Raw genomic sequence first — 20767 nt, 5'->3', positions numbered from 1 at the left:
GGTCTGCTCAGGACAGGTCCGCAGGGAACTCGATAGACCGTGGGGCAAGGCTGAGTCCGCGTATGTGGCGCGCGATTTCCTGCATCGATGCCACCCACACATCGGCACAGCCCAGGACGTGCTCCATCAATTCGTCGAGCTGCTGAGCGCGGGACGGGCGACCAGAGAGGAACGGGTGGTTGGTCAGCACCCAGCATCCACCCGCCACGCGCAGGCCCTCGAACTCGGCCTGCCATAGCTCCCTTGCCTTGGCAGGTGTCTCGATCAGGCCGCTGCCGTAAATATCCGGCAGGTAGCAGTACTGCTCCCAATCGTCGAGCGCCCACTGCATGGGAATTTCCACTATGGATCGGCTTGACCCGGGAGTGATCGCCAATTCGTAGGGGACGTCGGCGTCCATGAGACTCGCATCGTAGAGAAAACCCCGCGCGTCCAGCAGAGCGGCACTGTGCCAGGAAAGTTCACACATAGGGGCGTGATAGCCGACAGGCCTGATGCCCGCGACCTCTTGGAGCGCGTCAAGCCCCCGGTCGAGTACAGCGGCTTCTTCCTCGGCGCTGATTCCGGTGGGCTGCTCGTGCAAGTAACCATGATGCCCGATTTCGTGTGCCGCCGCGACGATGTCGCGCACCACGCCCGGATAGCGGTGCGCAGTGTACCCGGGCACGAAGAAGGTGGATCGGATTCGGTGTTTTTCCAGCAGGCCGAGCAGCCTCGGAACACCGACTAGCAGGCCGTATGCTTGGTGGCTCATGACGCTCATGCGGTCAGCGACGTGCGGCGTCTGCCACAGTACAGCCGATTCGGCGTCGATATCGAAACTGAAGGTGGCGGCGGCGGTCTTACCCTCCGGCCACGTCACCGGGTCTGCTGGCCTGCTCATCAACGTTTCCCTGTCGTCATGATGGTCACCAATTCGTACGCGAGGTTCGCTGCCGCGACCGCAGTGATTTCTGCGTGGTCATGGGCGGGCGCCACCTCGACGATGTCGGCTCAGCGGCAGTTCGCTCATGCCACGCAGCATTGCCAGAAGTTCGCGGGTGGTCATGCCCCCGCCTTCAGGGGTTCCGGTCGCTGGCGCAAATGCCGGATCGAGCACGTCAATGTCAATCGACACATAAACCGAGGCGTCTCCCACGCGGTCGAGCACACGCTGGACAATTCCCTCGACGCCGATTCTTTCGATGTCGCGGCAGTGGACGATGGTGAATCCGAGGTCGGCGTCATCGAGTAGATCTTTGCGGTCATACAGCGAGCTGCGGATACCGACATGGGCGGAGTTGCCCTTGACCAGCAGCCCTTCTTCGGATTGCGCCGGAACGGGGTGCCATGTGTGCAGGGGGCACCGAAGTAGGTGTCCCACGTATCCAGATGTGCATCAAAATGCACGAGCGCGACCGGTCCGTGGACGGAGTTGATCGCCCGAAGCGCTGGGAATGCCACCGTGTGGTCCCCTCCCAGGACGAGAACCGGTCGACCGTCGCCGATGAGTGGCAGGAGTCCCCGTTCGATCTGCTGGAGAGCTTCGGTGATGTCGAAGGGGTTGCAGACGATGTCTCCGGCGTCGACGACCTGGGCCTCGCGGAAGGGCTCCGCATCCAGGGCGGGGTTGTACGGGCGCAACAGCCGCGAGGCCTGCCGAATGTGGGACGGGCCGAACCGCGCCCCCGGCCGGTAGGTCACCCTGCTGTCGAACGGGAGACCGACCACCCCATTGGCGTACTGCACGTGTTGCTCAGTCAGAGTTGCCTTGTCCTTCGTTTCTGGTTTCTCTGCAGAACGGCTCATGCGGCGCTCAGGCCCGGGTCCGGGTGGAGCCGCCGTTGGCCTGAACTACTTGTCCGACCATGGCCGAGATGCGGAAGTCGGACAGCATCGCCACTACGTCGGCGATCTCCTCGGGCCGAGCTATCCGTCCTAGCGGAATGCCGGCGGCGTAGCTGGCGCGCATCTGTTCCAGGCTCAGTCCTGCGTCGTCGGCGTCGACCCTCAGTTGCTGCGTGTCGGTGACGCCGGGGGCGACGGCGTTGACGATGATCGCTTCGCTGGCGAGCTCGCGGCCGAGAGTGTTGACAAGGGAGATGAGACCGGCTTTTCGAGGCCGCGTATGCCGTCGCTCCCGGCCAGCCCGTGACACCCCATTCGCTGGCCACGACGACGATGCGTCCCCCTCCGCTCCGGCGCATCCCGGGGAGGACGGATTGGATGAGATGGAAGGCACCTCCCAGATTGGTGTCAATCACCTTCCACCAGTCGTCGAGGTCACTCTCGAGGAATGCGCCCATGGACATGTAGGCGTGGTTGGCGACGAGTACGTCTACTGCACCGAGTTGTTCCTCGATCCTGGCCACCAGTTCCTGCACCTGATTCCGGTCGCTGACATCGCCCGGGGCCGGGACTCCGCCGATTTCCTCTGCCAACACGGTGAGTTCGGGTGACGGGCTCAGATCGTTGACGGCCACGAGCGCTCCGGCGTCGGCGAGCCGCCGTGCATGAGCGGCTCCCAAGCCCTGGGCGGCCCCGGTAACCAGAGCGATCTTGCCGGCCAGAGGCCTGTCCTCATTCAACGTCATTCAGATCACCGCTCCGGCATTGGGATTGAGGACCTCGCCGACACTGAGCGTGCCCTCGTCGGCCAGGAATGCGATACACAGAGCCACTTCCTCGGGGGTGGCCAGGCGGCGCAGCGGGAGGGTGTTCACTTACTCCGGTGCGCGCCACGGTGAATCGGGGGGATTCATCGGGGTATCGGTCGGACCGGGTGCGACGGCGTTGACCCGCACCCCATGACCGGCCACCTCGGCGGCCAGGCTTCGGGTCAAGCCGAGGACGGCGCCCTTGGCGGACGCGTAGTGGGCGTCCTCGCTGCCGCCACCGACGGCCAGTTCGCTCGCTACCGCGACGACCGAGCCGCTGCCTCGGGCCAACATGCCGGGCAACACCGCCCGGCTGAGGTTCAGCAAACCGCCGACATGCACCCGCAGCATGCGCGTCCAACGCTCCGGCGCTATGTCGGACACCGCCAACATCTCGTAATATCCAGCGACTGAAACGGCGCATCCCACCGGCCCCAGACGGTCTTCGGCTGCGACCACTGCGGCAGTCATCGCCTGGGCGTCGGCGACGTTGACCTCAAGCGAGTAGTCGCAGTTCGCCGCGGTATGGAGATCGAGTCCGGCCACAGCCCAGCCCCGTCGTTTCAACTCGGCTGCCGATGCCGCTGGCAGCGCCTGTCACGATCGCGGTGCGTGCTTCCTGCCTACCGTTCATGCTGTGGTTGCTGCGACGCCGGCGGCCTCGTCAGCTTCCTCCCGCAACAGCACGATCCACCAGCCTGGCACGCCCACCCCACGATCACTGGCCGTTCGCGACCTTCTGCAGGTCGCAGACCTTGGATGGGTTTTTCGGCGCCCGTAAGAGCCGCAGACCATGCCACCAGGAAATTGCAGATTTCAGGCTGGAAGTTGCAAGGACTTGCGTGATTCATTCGCATCACATGCTGACGATCCCCAGACCCCGGCGCGGCATCCGCCGCGCCGGGCGCCGACTGGCGGTGGCCGCGCTCGGCGCGACGTGCGTGTCCGTCTTACCGGGCCGCCGCTCAGGAGGCGCCGCCGTCCGAGGCGCCCGGGCCGGCCCGACGGCCCCCGCTCCCCGGCAGGCGCAGGCGGCAGCGAGCGCGGCGGTGGGTGCGACGACGCCGTTCTCGGTCTACGAGGCCGAGGTGGGAACGCCCGGCGGGGGTGCCGCCGTCCGGTCGCTGACCTCGGCGCCGACGACACGGTACTCAGGCGCCGCCTTGGAGGCTTCGGGCCATGCCTATGTCCACCCGGGCGGCACGGGCCGCTCGGTGCAGTGGACGAACACTACCGGGCAGTCGATCTCCTTCATCAACGTCCGCGCCGGCATCCCGGATTCGGTGTCCGGCGGTGTCACCGGGTCGGGTGCGGGCAGCATTTGGGGCTGCGCGGAGGAATCTTGGCGACCGTGATGCCCTCGCCGGCGAAGACGGCATCGAAGGCGGCGGTGAACTTCGCGTCCCAGTCGCGGATCTCAGGTGGGTGAAGTCGGCGGCGCGGTCGCCGATCTGCCAGAGCGTGTGCCGGGCCTGTCGGGTGGCCCGGACAGCGGTGGGGCGGGTGGTGAGGCCGGCCGTAGGTGGCCGGGTGGGAGACTGATCTGGTGACGCAGGGTGAGATCTCCGTGTCCTCGTCCCGGTCGCTGATGGGCGGCAGGCCCAGCACGGCGGACGCGTTCGTCACGCTCAGGTGAGCAAGTTGGAGCAGTACGACCGCCCATCATGCCGGGGTGATCGCCAGCCGCGCGAGAGTACCGATCGCGTCCGGACGCGAGACCCTGCACATCCCGCACACCGGCTCCCACCCGGGCGGACGAGGTTTTCAGCAAGGGCAGCCGCCAGGAGGCGCCGATCTGCTGGAACGAGCCGAACGAAACCGGGTTGCCCCGCACGGCTCGTCTCGAGCGGCCCATGGAGCGCGCCTGTTCCGTCGCCTCGGTTCTGAAGGGGTGTCGCCGGGCGTCGAACGCAGGTACCCGCTGTCCGGACACACGGGTTCACGATTGGTGGCAAGTGGTGCCCGAACCACCCTGGCCGGCCCGGTGCTGGATGCCGACCTCGGGGCGTCACATGAGATCTTGCAGGCAGCATTTTGATTCTGCAAAGTTCTATCTAGTTATTGCGCGCATGGGTCAAGGATATTACGGTCCCCTTGCGTCGTAACCACCCGCACCTCCCTCCACTCCCCCCACCTCCCCCCGTCTCCCATTGAGCCGCTTTGCCGACCACGGTCCATCGGTCGGCCAGGTGTCTTGCTGTGCGCTGGACTGCGTCGATCGCTTGGGTTCTCGCTTGTTCCCTGTCCTTCCCTCTCTGGCGGCGCCAGCGGCATAGATCCGGCATTTCGTGCTGAAAAGAGTGATAAGTGTTCCATTCCATCCGAAATCTGAGGCGAGCCCTCGTCGGGGCAGTCAGCGCCGCGATGCTGGCTGCCTTCGGCGTCTTCGCTCTGGCTGGCCAACCGGCTTGGGCGGCCGCTGCTGCCACTGGCGGCAGCGGCGCGAGCCTGCCCTACGTGGAGGTGCAGGCTGAGAACTCCGCCACCAACGGCACGCCCATCGGCCCGAGTTACACCCAGGGCCAGTTGGCTGACGAGGCGTCGTACCGCAAGGCGACGACGCTGCAGGGCACCGGCCAGTACGTCACGTTCACCACGCCGGTGGCGACCAACTCGATCAACTTCCGGTACAGCATCCCCGACACCTCAAGCGGCTCGGTCTACACCGCCGCACTGTCTCTGTACATCAACGGCGTCAAGCAGCCCGACTTCACCCTGACCAACGCCTACAGCTGGTACTACGGCAGCTACCCCTTCACCAACACGCCGGGCAGCAACGCGCACCACTTCTTCGACGAGGCCCACCGCCTGTTCTCCACCACCTATCCGGCGGGGACGACCTTCAAGCTGCAGGTCGATTCGGGGGACACCGCCTCCTCGTACACGATCGACTTCGCCGACTTCGAGCAGGTCGGCGCCGCCCTGACCGCACCCTCGGGGTCGGTGTCGGTGACCAGCAAGGGCGCCGACGCAACCGGTGTGAACGACGCGACCAGCGCGTTCAACGCCGCGATCAGCGCGGCCGGTCCCGGCGGCACCGTGTGGATCCCGCCGGGCACCTACAACATCCCCGGCCACATCAGTGTCAACAACGTCACGATCGCCGGCGCCGGCATGTGGTACTCGACCGTCACCGGGACGGCACCAGGCTTCTACGGCAACTCCGCACCCTCGCCGAGCACCGACGTGCACCTGCAGAACTTCGCGATATTCGGCAACGTGCAGGAGCGCAACGACAGTGCCCAGGTCAACGGCATCGGCGGCGCGATGAGCAACTCGACCGTCTCCAGTGTGTGGATCGACCACATGAAGGTCGGTGCCTGGATGGACGGGCCGATGGACGGGCTGACGTTCAGCGGCCTGCGCATCCGTGACACCACCGCGGACGGCATCAACTTCCACGGCGGCGTCACCAACTCGAAGGTGACCAACAGCGACATCCGCAACACCGGCGACGACGGCATCGCCACCTGGGCGGACTCCGGTATCGGTGCCGACGCCAACGACACGATCTCCAACAACACCGTGTCACTGCAGATCCTCGCCAACGGCATCGCGATCTACGGTGGCCACGACAACACCGTCAGCGGCAACCGGGTGGTGGACACCGGCCTCACCCAGGGCGGCGGCATTCACGTGGGGCAGCGCTTCTCGTCGACGCCGGTCGGCACCACCACGATCTCCGACAACACCATGATCCGGGACGGCAGCCTCGACCCGAACTGGCAGTTCGGCGTGGGCGCACTGTGGTTCGACGGCAGCCAGGGCGCGATCACCGGCCCGATCAACGTGACCAACGCGCTGATCCAGCAGAGTCCGTACGAGGCCGTCCAGTGGGTCGAGGGCACCATCAGCGGGGTCAACCTCAACAACGTGACCATCGCCGGCACCGGAACCTTCGCCCTCCAGGAGCAGACCGGCGGCGCGGCCAAGTTCACCAACGTCACGGCGACCGGTGTCGGCTACTCCTCTCCGGTGTACAACTGCTCGGTCGGGAGCTTCACGGTGACCGACGGCGGCGGCAACTCCGGCATCAGCGGCACACCGTACTGCGGAGGGTGGCCGGCTCCGGTCTACCCGCCCTACCCGGCCGAGGGCGTGACGGCCACCCCCGGCGCGCTGAACTTCGGTTCGGTCCCGAACGGTTCGACCAGCGACGCACAGACCGTGACGGTCTCCAACCCGACCAACACCGCCGCGTCCGTCTCGTCGATCTCCACCAGCGGCGACTACTCCCAGACCAACACGTGCGGTTCGTCGATCGCGGCGAACGGCTCGTGCACCGTCAGTGTGAAGTTCGCACCGACGGCGACCGGCAGCCGTAGCGGCACTCTGACCGTGAACGCGGGCGGGATCACCAACAATGTCAGCCTCTCCGGTACCGGCACCGCGCCGGGCCCGGTTCTGAACACCGACCCGGCGAGCCTGTCCTTCGACAGTACGGTGGTCGGCTCGTCGGCCACCGCGCAGACGGTGAAGGTGACGAACTCGGGCACCACATCGGCGACCGTCTCGGGCGTCTCGGTGACCGGTGACTTCAGTCAGACCAACAACTGCTCCACCCTTGCGGTCGGTGCGTCCTGCACGGTGAGCGTCGGGTTCAAGCCCACCACGGGCGGATCGCGCACCGGCAAGCTGACCGTCACCAGCAACGCCAACAACAGCCCGAACGTGGTCTCCCTGACCGGCAGCGGCATCGACAGCACCACCAACGTCGCCGCGGGGCGCCCGGCGTCGGCGAGTTCGAGCACCAGTCCGTACGTCGCCTCGAACGTCACCGACTCGGACGCCTCGACGTACTGGGAGAGCGCGAACGGTTCGTTCCCGCAGTGGGCGCAGGTCGACCTCGGCCAGAACTACAGCGTCGGCAAGGTCGTGCTCAAGCTCCCGCCGGCGACGGCGTGGTCGGCCCGCACGCAGACGCTGTCGGTGCAGGGATCCACGGACGGCTCCAGCTTCTCGACGATCAAGGCATCGGCCGGGTACACCTTCGACCCGAACGCCAACAACAACACGGCGACCATCACGTTCAACGCCGCCACGGCGAGATACGTGCGGGTGAACATCACCGCCAACACGGGGTGGAACGCCGCCCAGTTGTCGGACTTCGAGGTGTTCCCCAGTGACGGCGGCTCCTCGAACGCGACCTTGTCGGCCAGCCCGACGTCGCTGTCGTATCCCACCCAGGCACTCAACACCGCCAGCAGTGCGCAGACGGTCACGGTGACCAACACCGGTACGGCGGCCGCGACGGTCTCCGGCATCACCGTCACGGGCGACTTCTCGCAGACCAACAACTGCGGGACGTCGATCGCGGCGAACGCCTCCTGCACGGTGAACGTCACGTTCAAGCCCACCGCGTCCGGCACCCGCACCGGCGACCTCAGCATCGCCAGCAACGCGTCGAACGGCACGACCACGGTCGCGCTGACCGGCACCGGCGCCGGCACGGTGAGCAAGAACCTGGCAGCCGGCGCGGCCACCACCGAGTCCAGCCACACCGACGTGTACCCGTCGTCGAACGTGACGGACGGCAACCAGGGCACCTACTGGGAGAGTGCCAACAACGCCTTTCCCCAGTGGGTCCAGGTGGACCTGGGTTCCGCGCAAAGTGCCAGCCGCGTCGTCCTCCAGCTCCCCGCGACCTGGGGCGCCCGTAACCAGACGCTGTCCCTGTCGGGCAGCACCGACGGCTCCTCCTTCACCACCATCAAGTCGTCGGCCACGTACACCTTCGACCCCACCACCAACAACACGGTCACCATCACGTTCGCCGCGACCACCCAGCGATACGTCCGGGTGAACATCACGGCGAACACCGGCTGGTCGGCCGGTCAGATCTCGGAATTCCAGGTCTGGAACACCTGATACGACCTGATGGTGCCGCCGAGCGCAAGCCGCTCGGCGGCACCATCTCGATCCCACAGGCCCGGCCCCCACGGGGTCATGGGCGGCACCGGCCACCGAAGTCCACTCGCTCGTAGTCGACGGGAAGTCGACAGCCGACCAGAGGAGTCCAGATGGGTGTCACGCGCAGGGTCTTCTTGCAGGCCGCGATCGCGGCCACCGCGGTGGGAACCGCGGTAGCCGCCGAGACCGTACTCGCCGAACCCGCGTCAGCGGCCAGCCAGCCGGGCGACGTGGTCGGCAAGATCAGCGTCGGCTACCAGGGCTGGTTCGCCTGCATCGGCGACGGCGCGCCCATCAACGGCTGGTGGCACTGGACCCAGAACTGGGGCCAGTCGCCGTCCCCGTCGAACACCGGAATCAAATGCTGGCCCGATGTGCGCGACTACACCAAGACCTACCAGACCTCGTACGCCAGCCTCGGCAACGGCCGGCCCGCCACGCTGTTCTCCTCGTACGACCAGCAGACGGTGAACACCCACTTCTTGTGGATGCAGCAGAACAGCATCGACACCGCGGCACTGCAGCGCTTCAACCCCACCGGCGGCGAGGGCCCCACCCGCGACGCCATGGCGACCAAGGTGCGCAGCGCCGCCGAGTCGTACGGGCGGAAGTTCTACATCATGTACGACGTGACCGGCTGGTCGAACATGCAGTCCGAGATCAAGACGGACTGGACGAACAAGATGTCCTCGCACACCGCTTCCTCGGCGTACGCGAAGCAGAACGGCAAGCCGGTCGTCTGCATCTGGGGCTTCGGATTCAACGACAGCAATCACCCCTTCACCGCCGACGCCTGCCTTGACGTCATCAACTGGTTCAAGAGCCAGGGTTGTTACGTCATCGGTGGCGTCCCGCGCGAATGGCGGACGGGCACCGGGGGCTCACGGGCCGGCTATCTCGGCGTCTACCACGCCTTCAACATGATCTCACCGTGGATGGTCGGCGCCATCGGCAATGTGTCGGACGCCGACAACGCCTACAACACCTACACCGTCGGCGACCAGGCCGATTGCAACGCCAACGGCATTGACTACCAGCCCTGCGTCCTGCCTGGCGACGTTTCCGCCCGGCAGCGAGCGCACGGCGACTTCATGTGGCGGCAGTTCTACAACATGGTCCGGGCCGGGGTGCAGGGCATCTACATCTCGATGTTCGACGAGTACAACGAGGGCAACCAGATCGCCAAGACCGCCGAGACACAGGCATGGGTGCCCACCAACTCCGGCTTCCTCGCCCTCGACGAAGACGGCACCGCCTGCTCCTCCGACTACTACCTTCGCCTGACCGGCGACGGCGGCCGCATGCTCAAAGGCCAGATAGCGCTGACCGCCACTCGCCCGACCCAGCCGATCGTCTCCACCGGCGGCGACACCACACCGCCCACCGCGCCGAGTGCCCTGAACGCCACCGGGCACACCAGCAACTCCGTCTCGCTGGCCTGGAGCGCTTCGACCGACACCGTCGGCGTCACCGGCTACCGGGTCCTGCAGGTGTCCGGCTCGACCAGCACACAGGTGGGTACCACCAGCGCCACCTCGTTCACTGTCGCCGGACTCAGCGCGTCCACCGCGTACACCTTCGACGTCGTCGCCCTCGACGCGGCGGGAAACGTCTCGCAGCCCTCCAACCAGGTCACCGTCACCACCGACCCCCCTTCCAGCACCACGAACCTCGCCCTCCACCGCCCCACCTCGGAGAGCAGCCACACCCAGACATACGCCTCGGGCAACGCGACCGACGGCGACGCCAACACCTACTGGGAGTCCGCCAACAACGCCTTTCCGCAGTGGCTCCAGGTCGATCTGGGCGCCACCACCGGCGTCAAAAGGATCGTCCTCAAGCTTCCCCCGGCGACCGCCTGGGCCACCCGCACCCAGACCATCTCCGTCCAGGGCAGCACGGACGGCGGCACCTTCGCCCAGCTTCTCGCCTCGGCTGGCTACACCTTCGACCCGGCGACCGGCAACACCGCGACCCTCCCGCTTCCCTCCACCGTCGCCACCCGCTACGTACGACTCACCTTCACCGCAAACACCGGCTGGCCGGCCGGGCAGGCCTCGGAGTTCCAGGTCTTCGGCGTCTGACGCCTGACCGTGAACCGCCCCGGCCCATTGCCGGACGGGGCGCGTGAAATGGGCATCCGCGGCCTCTCGTCCTGCCCACTCTGCGACGGTGAACGGGGCAAGGTCGATTTCACTCTGTGGGAGACCGGAGGCCCGGCTGACTCCCTGCCACTGGCTGGGGCCGTCTGAACCTGAAGGGCGGCGTCGTGATGGCACGACCCGTTCCTGTCCCACCTGTGCTGGTCCGCATGCTGCGGGAACACATCGAGCACTTCCGTGTGGCGTCGGACGGGCGCGTGTTTCGTAACGCGGCCGAAAACTACATCGACGCCTCGGCGTACGGCATAACGTGGCGCCGAGGACATGAGGCGGCGCATGGTCCGGATCCCTTGCTGCGGGGCCGCCAGGACGGCACGCTTCAACCGTCCGTCCGCCCCCGACTGTCGCCTCCGAGCGCACCGCCCGGCCGGAGCATCTGGCTCGCAGCCAGCTCGCGATAGAGGGCACTGCCGGCGAGCAACTCCTCGTGGCGTCCGCCGGCGGCGGTGCGGCCGTCCTGCAGCACCACGATGTGGTCCGCGTGCTGCACGGTGGACAGGCGGTGGGCGATGACCAGCAGGGCGCACTCTTGGGAGATGTCCTTCATAGCGGTGGTGAGCGCCGACTCATTGATCGCGTCCAGGTGGGAGGTGGGCTCGTCCAAGAGGAGCAGCGAGGGGCGGGCCAGCAACGCGCGGGCGAGGGCGACGCGCTGGCGTTCGCCGCTGGGGAGGGTGCTGCCGCGTTCGTCGATGACAGCGGCCAGGCCGCCGGGCAGCCGGTCAACAACTTCTTCGAGGCGGGCCAGTTCGATGACGCGCCGGATCTCCCGTTCCGTGGCGTCGGGCAAGGCGTAGGCGATGTTGTCGTGCAGGGTGCCGTGGACGACGTGGGTGTTCTGGTCGACGACGGCGATGCCTCGGCGGCATGCCTCGCGGGTGAGTTCGGCTGCGGGCCGCCCGTCGAAGACCACGGCGCCCGCGTCCGGCTCGTAGCTTCTCGCCACCAGGGCGAACACCGTGCTCTTGCCGGCTCCGGACCGGCCCACCAGTGCCACGTACCGCCGGTGCGGGACGGTGAACGAAACTCCACGGAGGACCGGCCGCTGCGGGTCGTAGGAGAAGTGGACGTCGTGCATTGCCAGGGCGGGGTGTTCGCGGGTGACGGGCGGCCCGCTCGGCAGCGTGGTGGGTGCGCGCTCTGTCGGGACCCGAGGTGCGGTGGGCTCGACAGCCAGGTGGAGCGCCTGGTCGATTCGCTGGTAGGCGCCCATCCCACGTTGGACGAGGCCCACGGCGCGGAAGACGGAGGACAGCGGCAGGACGAGGTATGAGGCGTACAGCAGGAAGGCTACGAGGTCACCGAGTGAGCCGGCGCGGCTGCCCACGCGCAGGCCGCCGACGACCAGGACGACGAGGAACGAGCCCTGGACGGCGAGTTCGACGGCGGAGCTCATGACGGAGGCGAGCTTCGCCGTGCGTACCCCCGCGCCGTAGGCGGCATCGACGCGGGCGCCGATGCCGGCCGCCTCGCCTTCCTCGGCGCGGTGCACGCGGACCATCGGCAGGGAACCGAGGGCGCGTTCCAGATCGGCGGCGATCGCGCCGACCGAGTCCTGCATGTGTTCGGACGCGCATCTGATACCTGTGAGCAGCGAGGCGACGACCACGGCCGCCGCTGCCACGATGACGGCGACCAGAAGCAGCAGCAGGAGGTCGAGCCACGCCATGAGGATGATCGCTCCGGCGGCGACGAGGCTTCCCGTCACCAGATCCACCAGGGCCTGCGACACGACTTCCAGGAGCAAGGTGGTGTCGGCCGTCACCCGGGAGATGAGGTCTCCGCCCCGCTGCCGTTCGTACTCCCTCATCTCGAGCCGGAGCAGGCGTCCCACCAGTCCATGGCGCAGTTGTCGTACGACTCCTTCGCCCATCCGCTCCAGAATGAAGCGCCCCGCGGCTCCCGTTGCCGCCTCAATGACGAACAGCGTGCCCAGAAGTCCCAGCGGCGGCCAGATGACCTGTCCGCGGCCGCTCGCGTCGACGACGTGCTTGGCGACGAGCGGCTGGGCCAGTCCCAGGGCGGAGCCCACGAGGGTCAGCACGGTGGCTACGGCGATGGCGCTCCGGTGCCCGGCGGTCAGCCGGTACATCGTGGCCACCGCGACCCGTGTGGACTTGTCACCCTCGGCGGCCCCGGCCCGGCCGTCCTGCGGAGCCGTCGGGCCGGTCATCGGTCCGTCGGCCGTGGCAGCGGGTCGACGGCCAGGAGCCGGGCGAAGTAGCCCCCCGGCAAGCCCTCGCCGATGGGACGGCCTTCCGCCTCGATCCAGGCGTGCGCGGTGAAGGGCGGGACGACGCGTACACCGGTGCACCAGGTCGGCCAGGTTCCGCCGAGCCGGCACAGTAGCGCGGCCCCCAGGGAGCGCGGCAGACACCCTTTCGGTCCGGCGCAGCGCAGGCTGGCGGCGCACATGGCGTCGCGCGCGTTCTGGGCCTGCGCGGTGGTGGCGGGCCTGGCGCCGCGACGCAGGATGGCGAGTACGGTGCGGATGCGGCGGGGCGGCAGCAGGGCGAAGGCCATGGCGGGGAGCAGGACGAGGCGGGCGGCCAGGCGTCGGGACAGGGGCACGTCGGTGGGTCGCTCCAGCGCGCTGGGTGTCGTCATGAGGCGAGCCCCGAGCTCCGCAGCTGCTCCACGAGCGCCTCGACGTCCCGCATGGCCTGTGCCCGGTCGATGTCGAACTCCTGGACCGGGGCGGCGGCCGCGTCCGCCTCCTCGCCGCCGTCGAGCAGCGTCCGCACCACCAAGGTGGCCCTCGGGTTCAACTCCCAGTACGCCCCAGCACGTTCGTCCAGCAGGACCGTGCCGTAGTCGGTCTGGGCCGTGGAGACGTTGTCGCCGAACCGCAGGGGCATGTGGGGGCCTTTCTGGGGTGGGGATGCGGTCAGGGTTGAGGGACACGTGGGTGGCTGCGGTCCATTCCACGCAGCCACACCTCGGCGGCGATCGTGGAGTACAGGATGGCGTCGGACAGCCCAGGGGAGGCGGGCCGTCGGGCGAGGCGCCGGAGTTCGGCGCCGTCCACCAGGCCCAGTTCCTCCAGCCGTGAGTTCTCCCACAGGGCCAGCAGCTCGGCGCGGTGTCGGCGCAGTCCGTTCGAGGCGTCCATGGCGGCCGTGGCCTTGTTGGCCCGCCGAAGGCAGGCGTCGGGTACGATCCCACGCATCGCGGCGCTCAGGACGGGCTTGTACTGCCAGGGCGTGACGCGCTCGCTCGGACGTACGGCGAGACACGCCTCGATGACGCGGTCGTCGAGGAAGGGAGAGGCCATCGGCAGGCCGGCGCGGGCTGCCATCCGGTCCCACTGCCGGATGACGCGGGTGCACGAGCGGACCTGTTCCAGGTCGGCGTGCAGTCCGCGGTCCGGATGCAGCGGCGAGGCCGTCGCCGCTGCAGCGAGCAGTGCCCGGCGGGCCATTTGTTCGGCCTCGGGAGTCACCCAGTCGAACAGGCGTGGCGCCATGCCCCAGCCGAGACCCGTTGCGACGGACGGGGGCAACGGGCCACGCAGGTGGCCAGCGGCGTCGGCGAGCCACTTCCCGTACGGCCGGGAGTCGGAGAGAGCGCGGACTGTGCCGCCGAGCGGCCACTGCCACAGGGCCCGGAACCCGCGCAACTGACGCAGGGCGAAGAGGGGGCGGGTGCGCAGCAGCCGGTGGTAGTACGCCTCGGAGCACCATGCCACGTGGTCGCCGCCGATGCCGGTCAGGTGCAACCGGCTGCCGCGTGCGGCGAGACCGGGCAGGTGGTGCAGGACCCGGGAGCGGTCCATGACGCCGATGGTGGGTTCGTCGAGGAGGTCGTCGATGCCGAGCAGGTCCTCGTAGACCAGCGGCGAGGCGTCGGCGTCCCAGACCACGTGCTCGACGTCCGGAAGGTGCCTCATCGCCTGCTCGGCCCAGTACAGGTCGGTGTCCGCGGGATCGCGCCCCGGCCAGGTACTGGCCACCACGGAGGCCGGGGAGCGGTCGGCGAGGAAGCAGACGGAGGTCGAGTCCAGGCCGCCGGACAGGTCGCAGCTCACCACGCCGCCCTGGCGGGTGCGGGCGCCGACGGCCTCCTCCAGCGCCTCACGGATCTGGGGCGCCGCCTCGGCGAGCGGCCGTACCGGCTCGGGCGGTGTCCACCACCGGGTGTGCCGTCCGCTGCGGCCGTCCGCGGCGACGACCACGGCGTCCTGCGGGGGAACGCGGTGATCGCATGCCACATCGACGTCTCGAACAGCGGATACGGGGCCGGCCACAGCAGCCTTACGGCCAGTTCCTGCACGTCGGGGTCGAGGCCCAGGACGGAGGCGAGCGTGTCGGCTCGGGTCGTGGCCACCCGCACGCCGTCGATCTCCGCGTGGAAGACGAGTCGTAGTCCGGAGGTCGTGCCCTGCACCCTGACCTGTCCGTCGAGGGTGCCGACGAGGTGGAAGCTGCCAGGGAGGGAACGGGCCAGTGCGTCGAGCTCCGCGAGATCACGCAGTCGTGCGACCCGGCGGCGCAGGTCGTCGGCTTCGATCGGGCAGCAGCCGACGACGGCGACGCGGGCGCTGCCGGTGTCAGCCGTGAGGACCTCCTGGTCGTGCCAGCGGCCGACCAGCCAGGGCCGGCCCGACGTATGTGCGAGGGTCCGGCTTCCGGGGCGGGCGAAGGAGCGGGCCACGGCGGCCGCGGCTGCACGGTCCGGGAAGACCGCGAAGTGCGCCTCGCCGGGGCCCGGCCCCGCACTTTCGTGCAGTTCAGTCATGACGTCGGGTCAAGGACCGTCGGTCGTCAGTTCTTGCTCAGGATCAGCCGGTCGTGACCGTGGCGCTGCAGGAGCCCCGTCTCCTTCCGGAAGGTGCCGAGCCGGACGAGCGTAGGTGCCTCGTGTGCCTTCTTCATGACAACCCCTCACATCACATGCGGGTTTCCCGACCGCCTCCGTGACCGACGGCGCAGGGACTTGCCGAGGTGCTGTCGGTCGGCCCCGGGCACATCGGGAACCCCCGGGCCAGGAAGCAGGCGCAGCAATAGCTAGTGCCGCGGCAGGCAACGTTTGCCCGTCAAGGAGCGGCGTCCGGTGCGTGCTCTCGGCCTGCCGGCCGGAAGTCCTCGTACTGGATGTACTTGGGCTTTCGGCCGGTGCGGCGAGAGTGCGTGCCGGGCGTCGCGACGGGGCGAACGTTGCCTGTTGCGGCACTAGCTGCAAAGCGTGAGATCAGGGCAAGAGCCTTTGCGAAGCTCGGATAATATGCAAACTCCGAATCACTGGGGTTGTACGCCCCGCTCGTTTTGGTGGTTGTCGGCGCAGCATCGTTGTGCGATCCGGGTGTGCGCATGCTCGAATAATCGTTTTGACATGCGCCCTGGCAGTTGCTCGCGGCACCTGCCAGACGCCCCTTACGGCGACCATAGGCGGCGCCGCCGGGCGCGGTCCACGCCCCTGGGCCTGCTCCCTTTCCTGTCGCTCCGCTCCGAAGCGTTCCCCAGACGTCTCACCGGCGGCCGCCTTCAGACGTAGAGGAACAACGAGAGCGCATCGTCAGCAGCGCACTGCCAGGAGAGCGAGACGCCCGCCTCGCCGGCATCGCATTCTGGGTCGGCCTTCGGCGTCGACCTCGCGGAGTGCGCGCGCCAAGAAGGGTTCCTGACCGGTAGCTTCCCTGGTCAGGAGCCCTTTACCGATGTCTAGAAGAAGCCCAGCTTCTTCGGCGAGTACGACACCAGAAGGTTCTTCGTCTGCTGGTAGTGCTCCAGCATCATCTTGTGGGTCTCACGGCCGATGCCCGATCCCTTGTAGCCTCCGAACGCCGCGTGTGCCGGGTAGGCGTGGTAGCAGTTCGTCCAGACACGGCCCGCCTGGATGGCGCGGCCAGCGCGGTACGCGGTGTTGATGTCCCTCGTCCACACGCCCGCCCCGAGCCCGTACAGCGTGTCGTTGGCGATCTTGATGGCGTCGTCGAAGTCGTGGAACGACGTCACCGACACCACCGGCCCGAAGATCTCCTCCTGGAAGATCCGCATCCGGTTGTCGCCCTCGAAGATCGTCGGCTGGACGTAGTAACCGCCCTTCAACTCACCGTCGTACTCGACGCGTTCTCCGCCCGTGAGGACCTTCGCGCCCTCCTGGCGGCCGATGTCCAGGTAGGAGAGGATCTTCTCCAGCTGGTCGTTCGACGCCTGGGCGCCGATCATCGTGTCGGTGTCCAGCGGATGCCCGGCCCTGATCTTCTCCGTGCGCGCGACCGCCGCCTCCATGAACTCGGCGTAGTGGCCCCGCTGCACCAGCGCCCGCGAGGGGCAGGTGCACACCTCGCCCTGGTTGAGCGCGAACATCGTGAAGCCTTCCAGCGCCTTGTCGCGGAAGTCGTCGTTCGCCGACCACACGTCGTCGAAGAAGATGTTGGGGGACTTCCCGCCGAGTTCCAGCGTCACCGGGGTGATGTTCTCGGAGGCGTACTGCATGATCAGCCGCCCCGTCGTGGTCTCACCGGTGAACGCGACCTTCGCCACGCGCGGGCTCGACGCCAGCGGTTTGCCCGCCTCCACACCGAAGCCGTTGACGATGTTCACCACGCCCGGCGGCAGCAGATCGGCGACCAGGCTCAGCCAGTAGTGGATGGACGCCGGGGTCTGCTCGGCCGGCTTCAGCACGACCGCGTTGCCCGCGGCGAGCGCCGGCGCGAGCTTCCAGGTGGCCATCAGGATGGGGAAGTTCCACGGGATGATCTGCGCCACCACGCCGAGCGGCTCGTGGAAGTGGTATGCCACCGTGTCGTCGTCGAGCTCGCCCAGTGAACCCTCCTGCGCGCGGATCGCGCCCGCGAAGTAGCGGAAGTGGTCGATGGCGAGCGGAATGTCCGCGGCCAGGGTCTCCCGGACGGGCTTGCCGTTCTCCCAGCTCTCGGCCACCGCCAACTGCTCCAGGTTGGCCTCCATCCGGTCGGCGATCTTCCGGAGGATGTCGGAGCGCTCGGTCACCGACGTACGGCCCCAGGCGGGCGCGGCGGCGTGCGCCGCGTCCAGCGCACGCTCCACGTCCTCGGCGGTGCCCCGCGCGATCTCCGTGAACGGCTGCCCGTTGACCGGAGTCGGATTCTCGAAGTACTGGCCACGCGCCGGCGGCACGTACTCTCCGCCGATGAAGTGGTCGTAACGCGCCTGGTAGGAGACGATCGCGCCCTCGGTGCCGGGCGCTGCGTAACGGGTCATTGCGGCTCTGCCTCCTGGGAAGGCGCTGCCCGCCGTTGGGCAGCTCTCGACGCCGAGGCTAGGAACGGGGACGTTGCGAGGACGTTGCATCCTGGGGCCTACGGATGGATGCCGGTCTTCGCCCCCGGTGTCAATGAGGCCCGGGACGCTCCCACCCCGCAGGTGCCGCCAGCTCCGCCTCCAAGTCCTCGAGGCGTGCCCTTACCGCCGCAGTCGGCCGTACCGCCGCGAGTGCCCGCCAGACGTCGAGGTCGTCCTCGCCCCACGGCGCGTGCACCCAGTCGGCCAGCAGATCGGGGTCGCGGCGGGCGATCAGCGCCGTCCGCAGCCCATCGGCGAGCCTGCGCCGCAACCGGGCCACCGCGGGCGCTTGCGAACCGGGCAGCAACGGGCCCCGGTACGCGGCCGCCGCCTCCGCCACCGCCCCCGACGCCAGTCGGCGCTCCACGACGCTGACATCCGACTCGACCGCCGCCGTGAGCCGGTACGGGCGCGACGCCAGCAGACCGGGGCCGAGGATCCGGCGCAGCCGGGCCAGCTCGGCGCGCAGCGTCACCGGCGTCACCGACACGTCCTCGTACAGCGCGCACAGCAGTTCGTCCCCGCTCAACCCCTCCGGGTGCCGGGCCAGCAGCACCAGGATCTCGCTGTGCCGGCGGCTGAGCCGGACCCTTCGGCCGCCGACGAGGAGCCGCGCCTCGTCACGGCCGAGTGCCGCCAGCCGCAGCGTGTCCGCCGCGTCCTCGACCGGTGCCAGGAGCGCCAGCTGGGACTCGGCGGCCCGGGCCACCGCCTGCACGAAGCCCAGGCTGTGCGGATGCGCGAGCCGGTCCCCGCCGGTGATGTCCAGCGCGCCGATCACCCGCCCGGTGCGTGGATCGTGCACCGGCGCCGCCGCGCACGTCCACGGCTGGACCCGCCGGACGAAGTGCTCGGCGGCGAACACCTGCACCGGCCGGTCCACCGCGACGGCCGTCCCCGGCGCGTTCGTCCCTACCGCGGACTCCGCCCAGCGGGCACCCGGCACGAAGTTCATGCTGTCCGCCCGACGTCGTGTCGCCGGATGTCCCTCGACCCACAGCAGCCTGCCCTGCGCGTCGCACACCGCCAGCAGATGCTCGCCGTCCGCCGCGAACGGGCCCATCAGTTCACGCACCAGCGGCATCACCCGAGCGAGCGGATGCTCGGCCCGGTACGAGCCGAGGTCGCCGTCCGTCAGCTCCACCGGCGCCGTACCGTCCGGTCCGACGCCCGCCAGCGCCGAACGCCGCCAAGAGTCGGCCACAACAGGACGGACCCGCCGCGCCACCGTCCCCACCGCCGTGAACCTTTCATGCGCGCGACGCAGCTCCCGCACCCGTTCGACGGGATCGGCCCCTGGCTCCAGGGCCACCCACGGCTCGGTCAACTCGGCCTCCCGGGAACGGCGGTGCGATGGGTGACATCGTCACTCCGGGGTCGGCCGCCGACAACCGTTTCGACCGCCATCGACCCGAACGGGACCGGCAGTTCGCGCGCGGGCGTCAAGAGACGTTGACCAGCCACATGTAGCGCGTCCAGTCCCAGTTCGGTCGGGGGTCGGTGTGGTCGGTGCCCGGGACCTCGTAGTGGCCGATGATGTGCGCCCGGTCCTTCGGGATGCCGTGACGGGCACAGATCGCCGCCGTGAGTCTGGCCGACTCCTCGTACAGGGCTTCCGTGAAATATCCGGGACGGTCCACCCACCCTTCGTGCTCGATGCCGATGCTCCGTGTGTTGTAGTCCCAGTTGCCCGCGTGCCAGGCGATGTCGTGCTCGCGGACGCACTGCGCGATGTGCCCGTCCGCCGACCGGACGACATAGTGCGCCGACACGTTCTTCCGCGAGCAATGCTCAAGACCTGTGGATCGGTCTGACGGAAGGGGGCGTACCTTCCCGATGGATCGATCGATAGATCATCGAGCAAGGCCGACGTTGCAGCGTCGGTCGGGAAGGCACGCCCGTGCTTACGGTAGTCAACGAGGACGGCACCACGCCAAGCGGCAGTTCGCTGCTGGATGAGATCGTCCGTGAGGGTGCCCGGCGGATGCTGGCCGCCGCGCTGGAAGCCGAAGTCGAGGCATGCATAGCCGAGTTGGCTGGCGAACGGGACGGTGACGGGCATCGGCTGGTGGTCCGTAATGGCTACAACCAGCCCAGGAAGGTCACTACCGTGGCCGGAGCGGTCGAGGTGAGGGCGCCGCGGGTCAATGACAAGCGGGTGGACGAGGTCACCGGCGAGCGCAAGCGGTTCTCCTCGGCGATTTTGCCGCCGTGGTGTCGGAAGTCCCCGAAGATCAGCGAGGTGCTGCCACTGCTCTACCTGCACGGCCTGTCCTCGGGCGACTTCGTGCCCGCGCTGGAGCAGTTCCTCGGCTCCTCGGCCGGCCTCTCGCCCGCGACGGTGACCCGGCTGACCACGCAGTGGCAGGCCGACCACACCGCGTTCATGGACCGTGATCTGTCCGCCACGGACTACGTGTACGTCTGGGCGGACGGCGTCCACCTGCGCATACGCCTGGAGGAGGCGAAAGCCGCGGTACTGGTGCTGATGGGCGTGCGCGCGGACGGCACGAAGGAACTGATCGCGATGACGGACGGCTACCGCGAATCGTCCGAGGCGTGGGCGGGACTGCTACGCGACTGCGCCCGCCGGGGCACGCGAGCCCCGGTCCTGGCCGTCGGCGACGGCGCGCTCGGCTTCTGGAAGGCCCTCGCGGAGGTCTTCCCCGAAGCCCGCCACCAGAGGTGCTGGGTTCACAGAAGCCGTCAAGAATCAACCTGTTGCTTCCTGATCAGCGGCTCGTTGGCCTGGTATGGCGATCACGGAGGAGATGCTGTCCCAACTCGACTGCCG

Annotated in this window: 14 protein-coding genes and 4 pseudogenes; 4 read left to right on the top strand and 14 right to left on the bottom strand. The window is 68.5% G+C overall.

Features of this window, described 5'->3' with window-relative positions; translation table 11 throughout:
• Nucleotides 1–7: 7 nt before the first annotated feature.
• The 6 genes and pseudogenes from AB0N14_RS14325 to AB0N14_RS14300 form a co-directional block, all read right to left on the bottom strand.
• Nucleotides 8–883, bottom strand: coding sequence for a polysaccharide deacetylase (locus AB0N14_RS14325; protein ID WP_366025958.1), 876 nt, complete (start codon nt 881–883; stop codon nt 8–10).
• Nucleotides 883–1788, bottom strand: a pseudogene (speB, locus tag AB0N14_RS14320) (agmatinase). The gene AB0N14_RS14325 and the pseudogene speB overlap by 1 nt, the downstream one beginning before the upstream one ends.
• A 7-nt stretch (nt 1789–1795) precedes the next feature.
• Nucleotides 1796–2137: an SDR family oxidoreductase gene (locus AB0N14_RS14315; protein ID WP_366025957.1), complete on the bottom strand. Its 342-nt coding sequence runs from the start codon at nt 2135–2137 to the stop codon at nt 1796–1798.
• 13 nt (nt 2138–2150) lie between these two features.
• A pseudogene (locus tag AB0N14_RS14310) lies at nt 2151–2573 on the bottom strand (SDR family NAD(P)-dependent oxidoreductase); the annotation flags it as partial.
• Nucleotides 2574–2702: a hypothetical protein gene (locus AB0N14_RS14305; protein WP_366025956.1), complete on the bottom strand. Its 129-nt coding sequence runs from the start codon at nt 2700–2702 to the stop codon at nt 2574–2576.
• Entirely contained in the window at nt 2703–3182 is a 480-nt protein-coding gene (locus AB0N14_RS14300; protein WP_366025955.1) for an SDR family oxidoreductase, read from the bottom strand.
• 296 nt (nt 3183–3478) lie between these two features.
• Between AB0N14_RS14300 and AB0N14_RS14295 the strand changes: the two genes are divergently transcribed.
• From AB0N14_RS14295 to AB0N14_RS14285, 3 genes are all read left to right on the top strand, one after another.
• Nucleotides 3479–3991, top strand: a complete 513-nt coding sequence (locus tag AB0N14_RS14295) for a hypothetical protein (protein ID WP_366025954.1) — start codon at nt 3479–3481, stop codon at nt 3989–3991.
• 1102 nt (nt 3992–5093) lie between these two features.
• Nucleotides 5094–8504 (top strand): choice-of-anchor D domain-containing protein, encoded by a 3411-nt coding sequence (locus AB0N14_RS14290; protein WP_366025953.1) that lies wholly within the window; start codon nt 5094–5096, stop codon nt 8502–8504.
• 152 nt (nt 8505–8656) lie between these two features.
• A complete protein-coding gene (locus AB0N14_RS14285; RefSeq protein ID WP_366025951.1) occupies nt 8657–10630 on the top strand; it encodes a discoidin domain-containing protein in 1974 nt (657 codons plus the stop codon).
• A 397-nt stretch (nt 10631–11027) separates the two neighbouring features.
• Here the strand turns inward: AB0N14_RS14285 and AB0N14_RS14280 are convergent, their stop codons facing one another.
• From AB0N14_RS14280 to AB0N14_RS14245, 8 genes and pseudogenes are all read right to left on the bottom strand, one after another.
• Nucleotides 11028–12881: an ABC transporter ATP-binding protein gene (locus tag AB0N14_RS14280; protein WP_366025950.1), complete on the bottom strand. Its 1854-nt coding sequence runs from the start codon at nt 12879–12881 to the stop codon at nt 11028–11030.
• Nucleotides 12878–13315: a lasso peptide biosynthesis B2 protein gene (locus AB0N14_RS14275; RefSeq protein WP_366025949.1), complete on the bottom strand. Its 438-nt coding sequence runs from the start codon at nt 13313–13315 to the stop codon at nt 12878–12880. Before AB0N14_RS14275 ends, AB0N14_RS14280 begins: the two co-directional genes overlap by 4 nt.
• Nucleotides 13312–13566, bottom strand: coding sequence for a lasso peptide biosynthesis PqqD family chaperone (locus AB0N14_RS14270; RefSeq protein WP_366025948.1), 255 nt, complete (start codon nt 13564–13566; stop codon nt 13312–13314). Before AB0N14_RS14270 ends, AB0N14_RS14275 begins: the two co-directional genes overlap by 4 nt.
• A gap of 29 nt (nt 13567–13595) precedes the next feature.
• Nucleotides 13596–15445: pseudogene (locus tag AB0N14_RS14265) on the bottom strand (lasso peptide isopeptide bond-forming cyclase).
• A 26-nt stretch (nt 15446–15471) separates the two neighbouring features.
• Complete coding sequence (locus AB0N14_RS14260) at nt 15472–15582, bottom strand: keywimysin-related RiPP (RefSeq protein ID WP_366025947.1); 111 nt, start codon at nt 15580–15582, stop codon at nt 15472–15474.
• Between the two features lie 786 nt (nt 15583–16368).
• Nucleotides 16369–17892 (bottom strand): aldehyde dehydrogenase family protein, encoded by a 1524-nt coding sequence (locus tag AB0N14_RS14255; RefSeq protein ID WP_366025946.1) that lies wholly within the window; start codon nt 17890–17892, stop codon nt 16369–16371.
• 130 nt (nt 17893–18022) lie between these two features.
• Entirely contained in the window at nt 18023–19300 is a 1278-nt protein-coding gene (locus tag AB0N14_RS14250; protein WP_366025945.1) for a GAF domain-containing protein, read from the bottom strand.
• Nucleotides 19301–19415: 115 nt separating this feature from the next.
• A pseudogene (locus AB0N14_RS14245) lies at nt 19416–19745 on the bottom strand (N-acetylmuramoyl-L-alanine amidase); the annotation flags it as partial.
• Between the two features lie 128 nt (nt 19746–19873).
• Here AB0N14_RS14245 and AB0N14_RS14240 point away from each other — a divergent pair.
• Nucleotides 19874–20767, top strand: an 894-nt coding sequence (locus tag AB0N14_RS14240; RefSeq protein WP_366025944.1) for an IS256 family transposase, incomplete at its 3' end; no start/stop codon positions are given.

The organism is Streptomyces sp. NPDC051104 (assembly GCF_040682835.1).
GTDB lineage: Bacteria > Actinomycetota > Actinomycetes > Streptomycetales > Streptomycetaceae > Streptomyces > Streptomyces cynarae.
The sequence above is the reverse complement of the archived record's forward strand: the minus strand, read 5'-3'. Positions and strand labels throughout refer to the sequence as shown.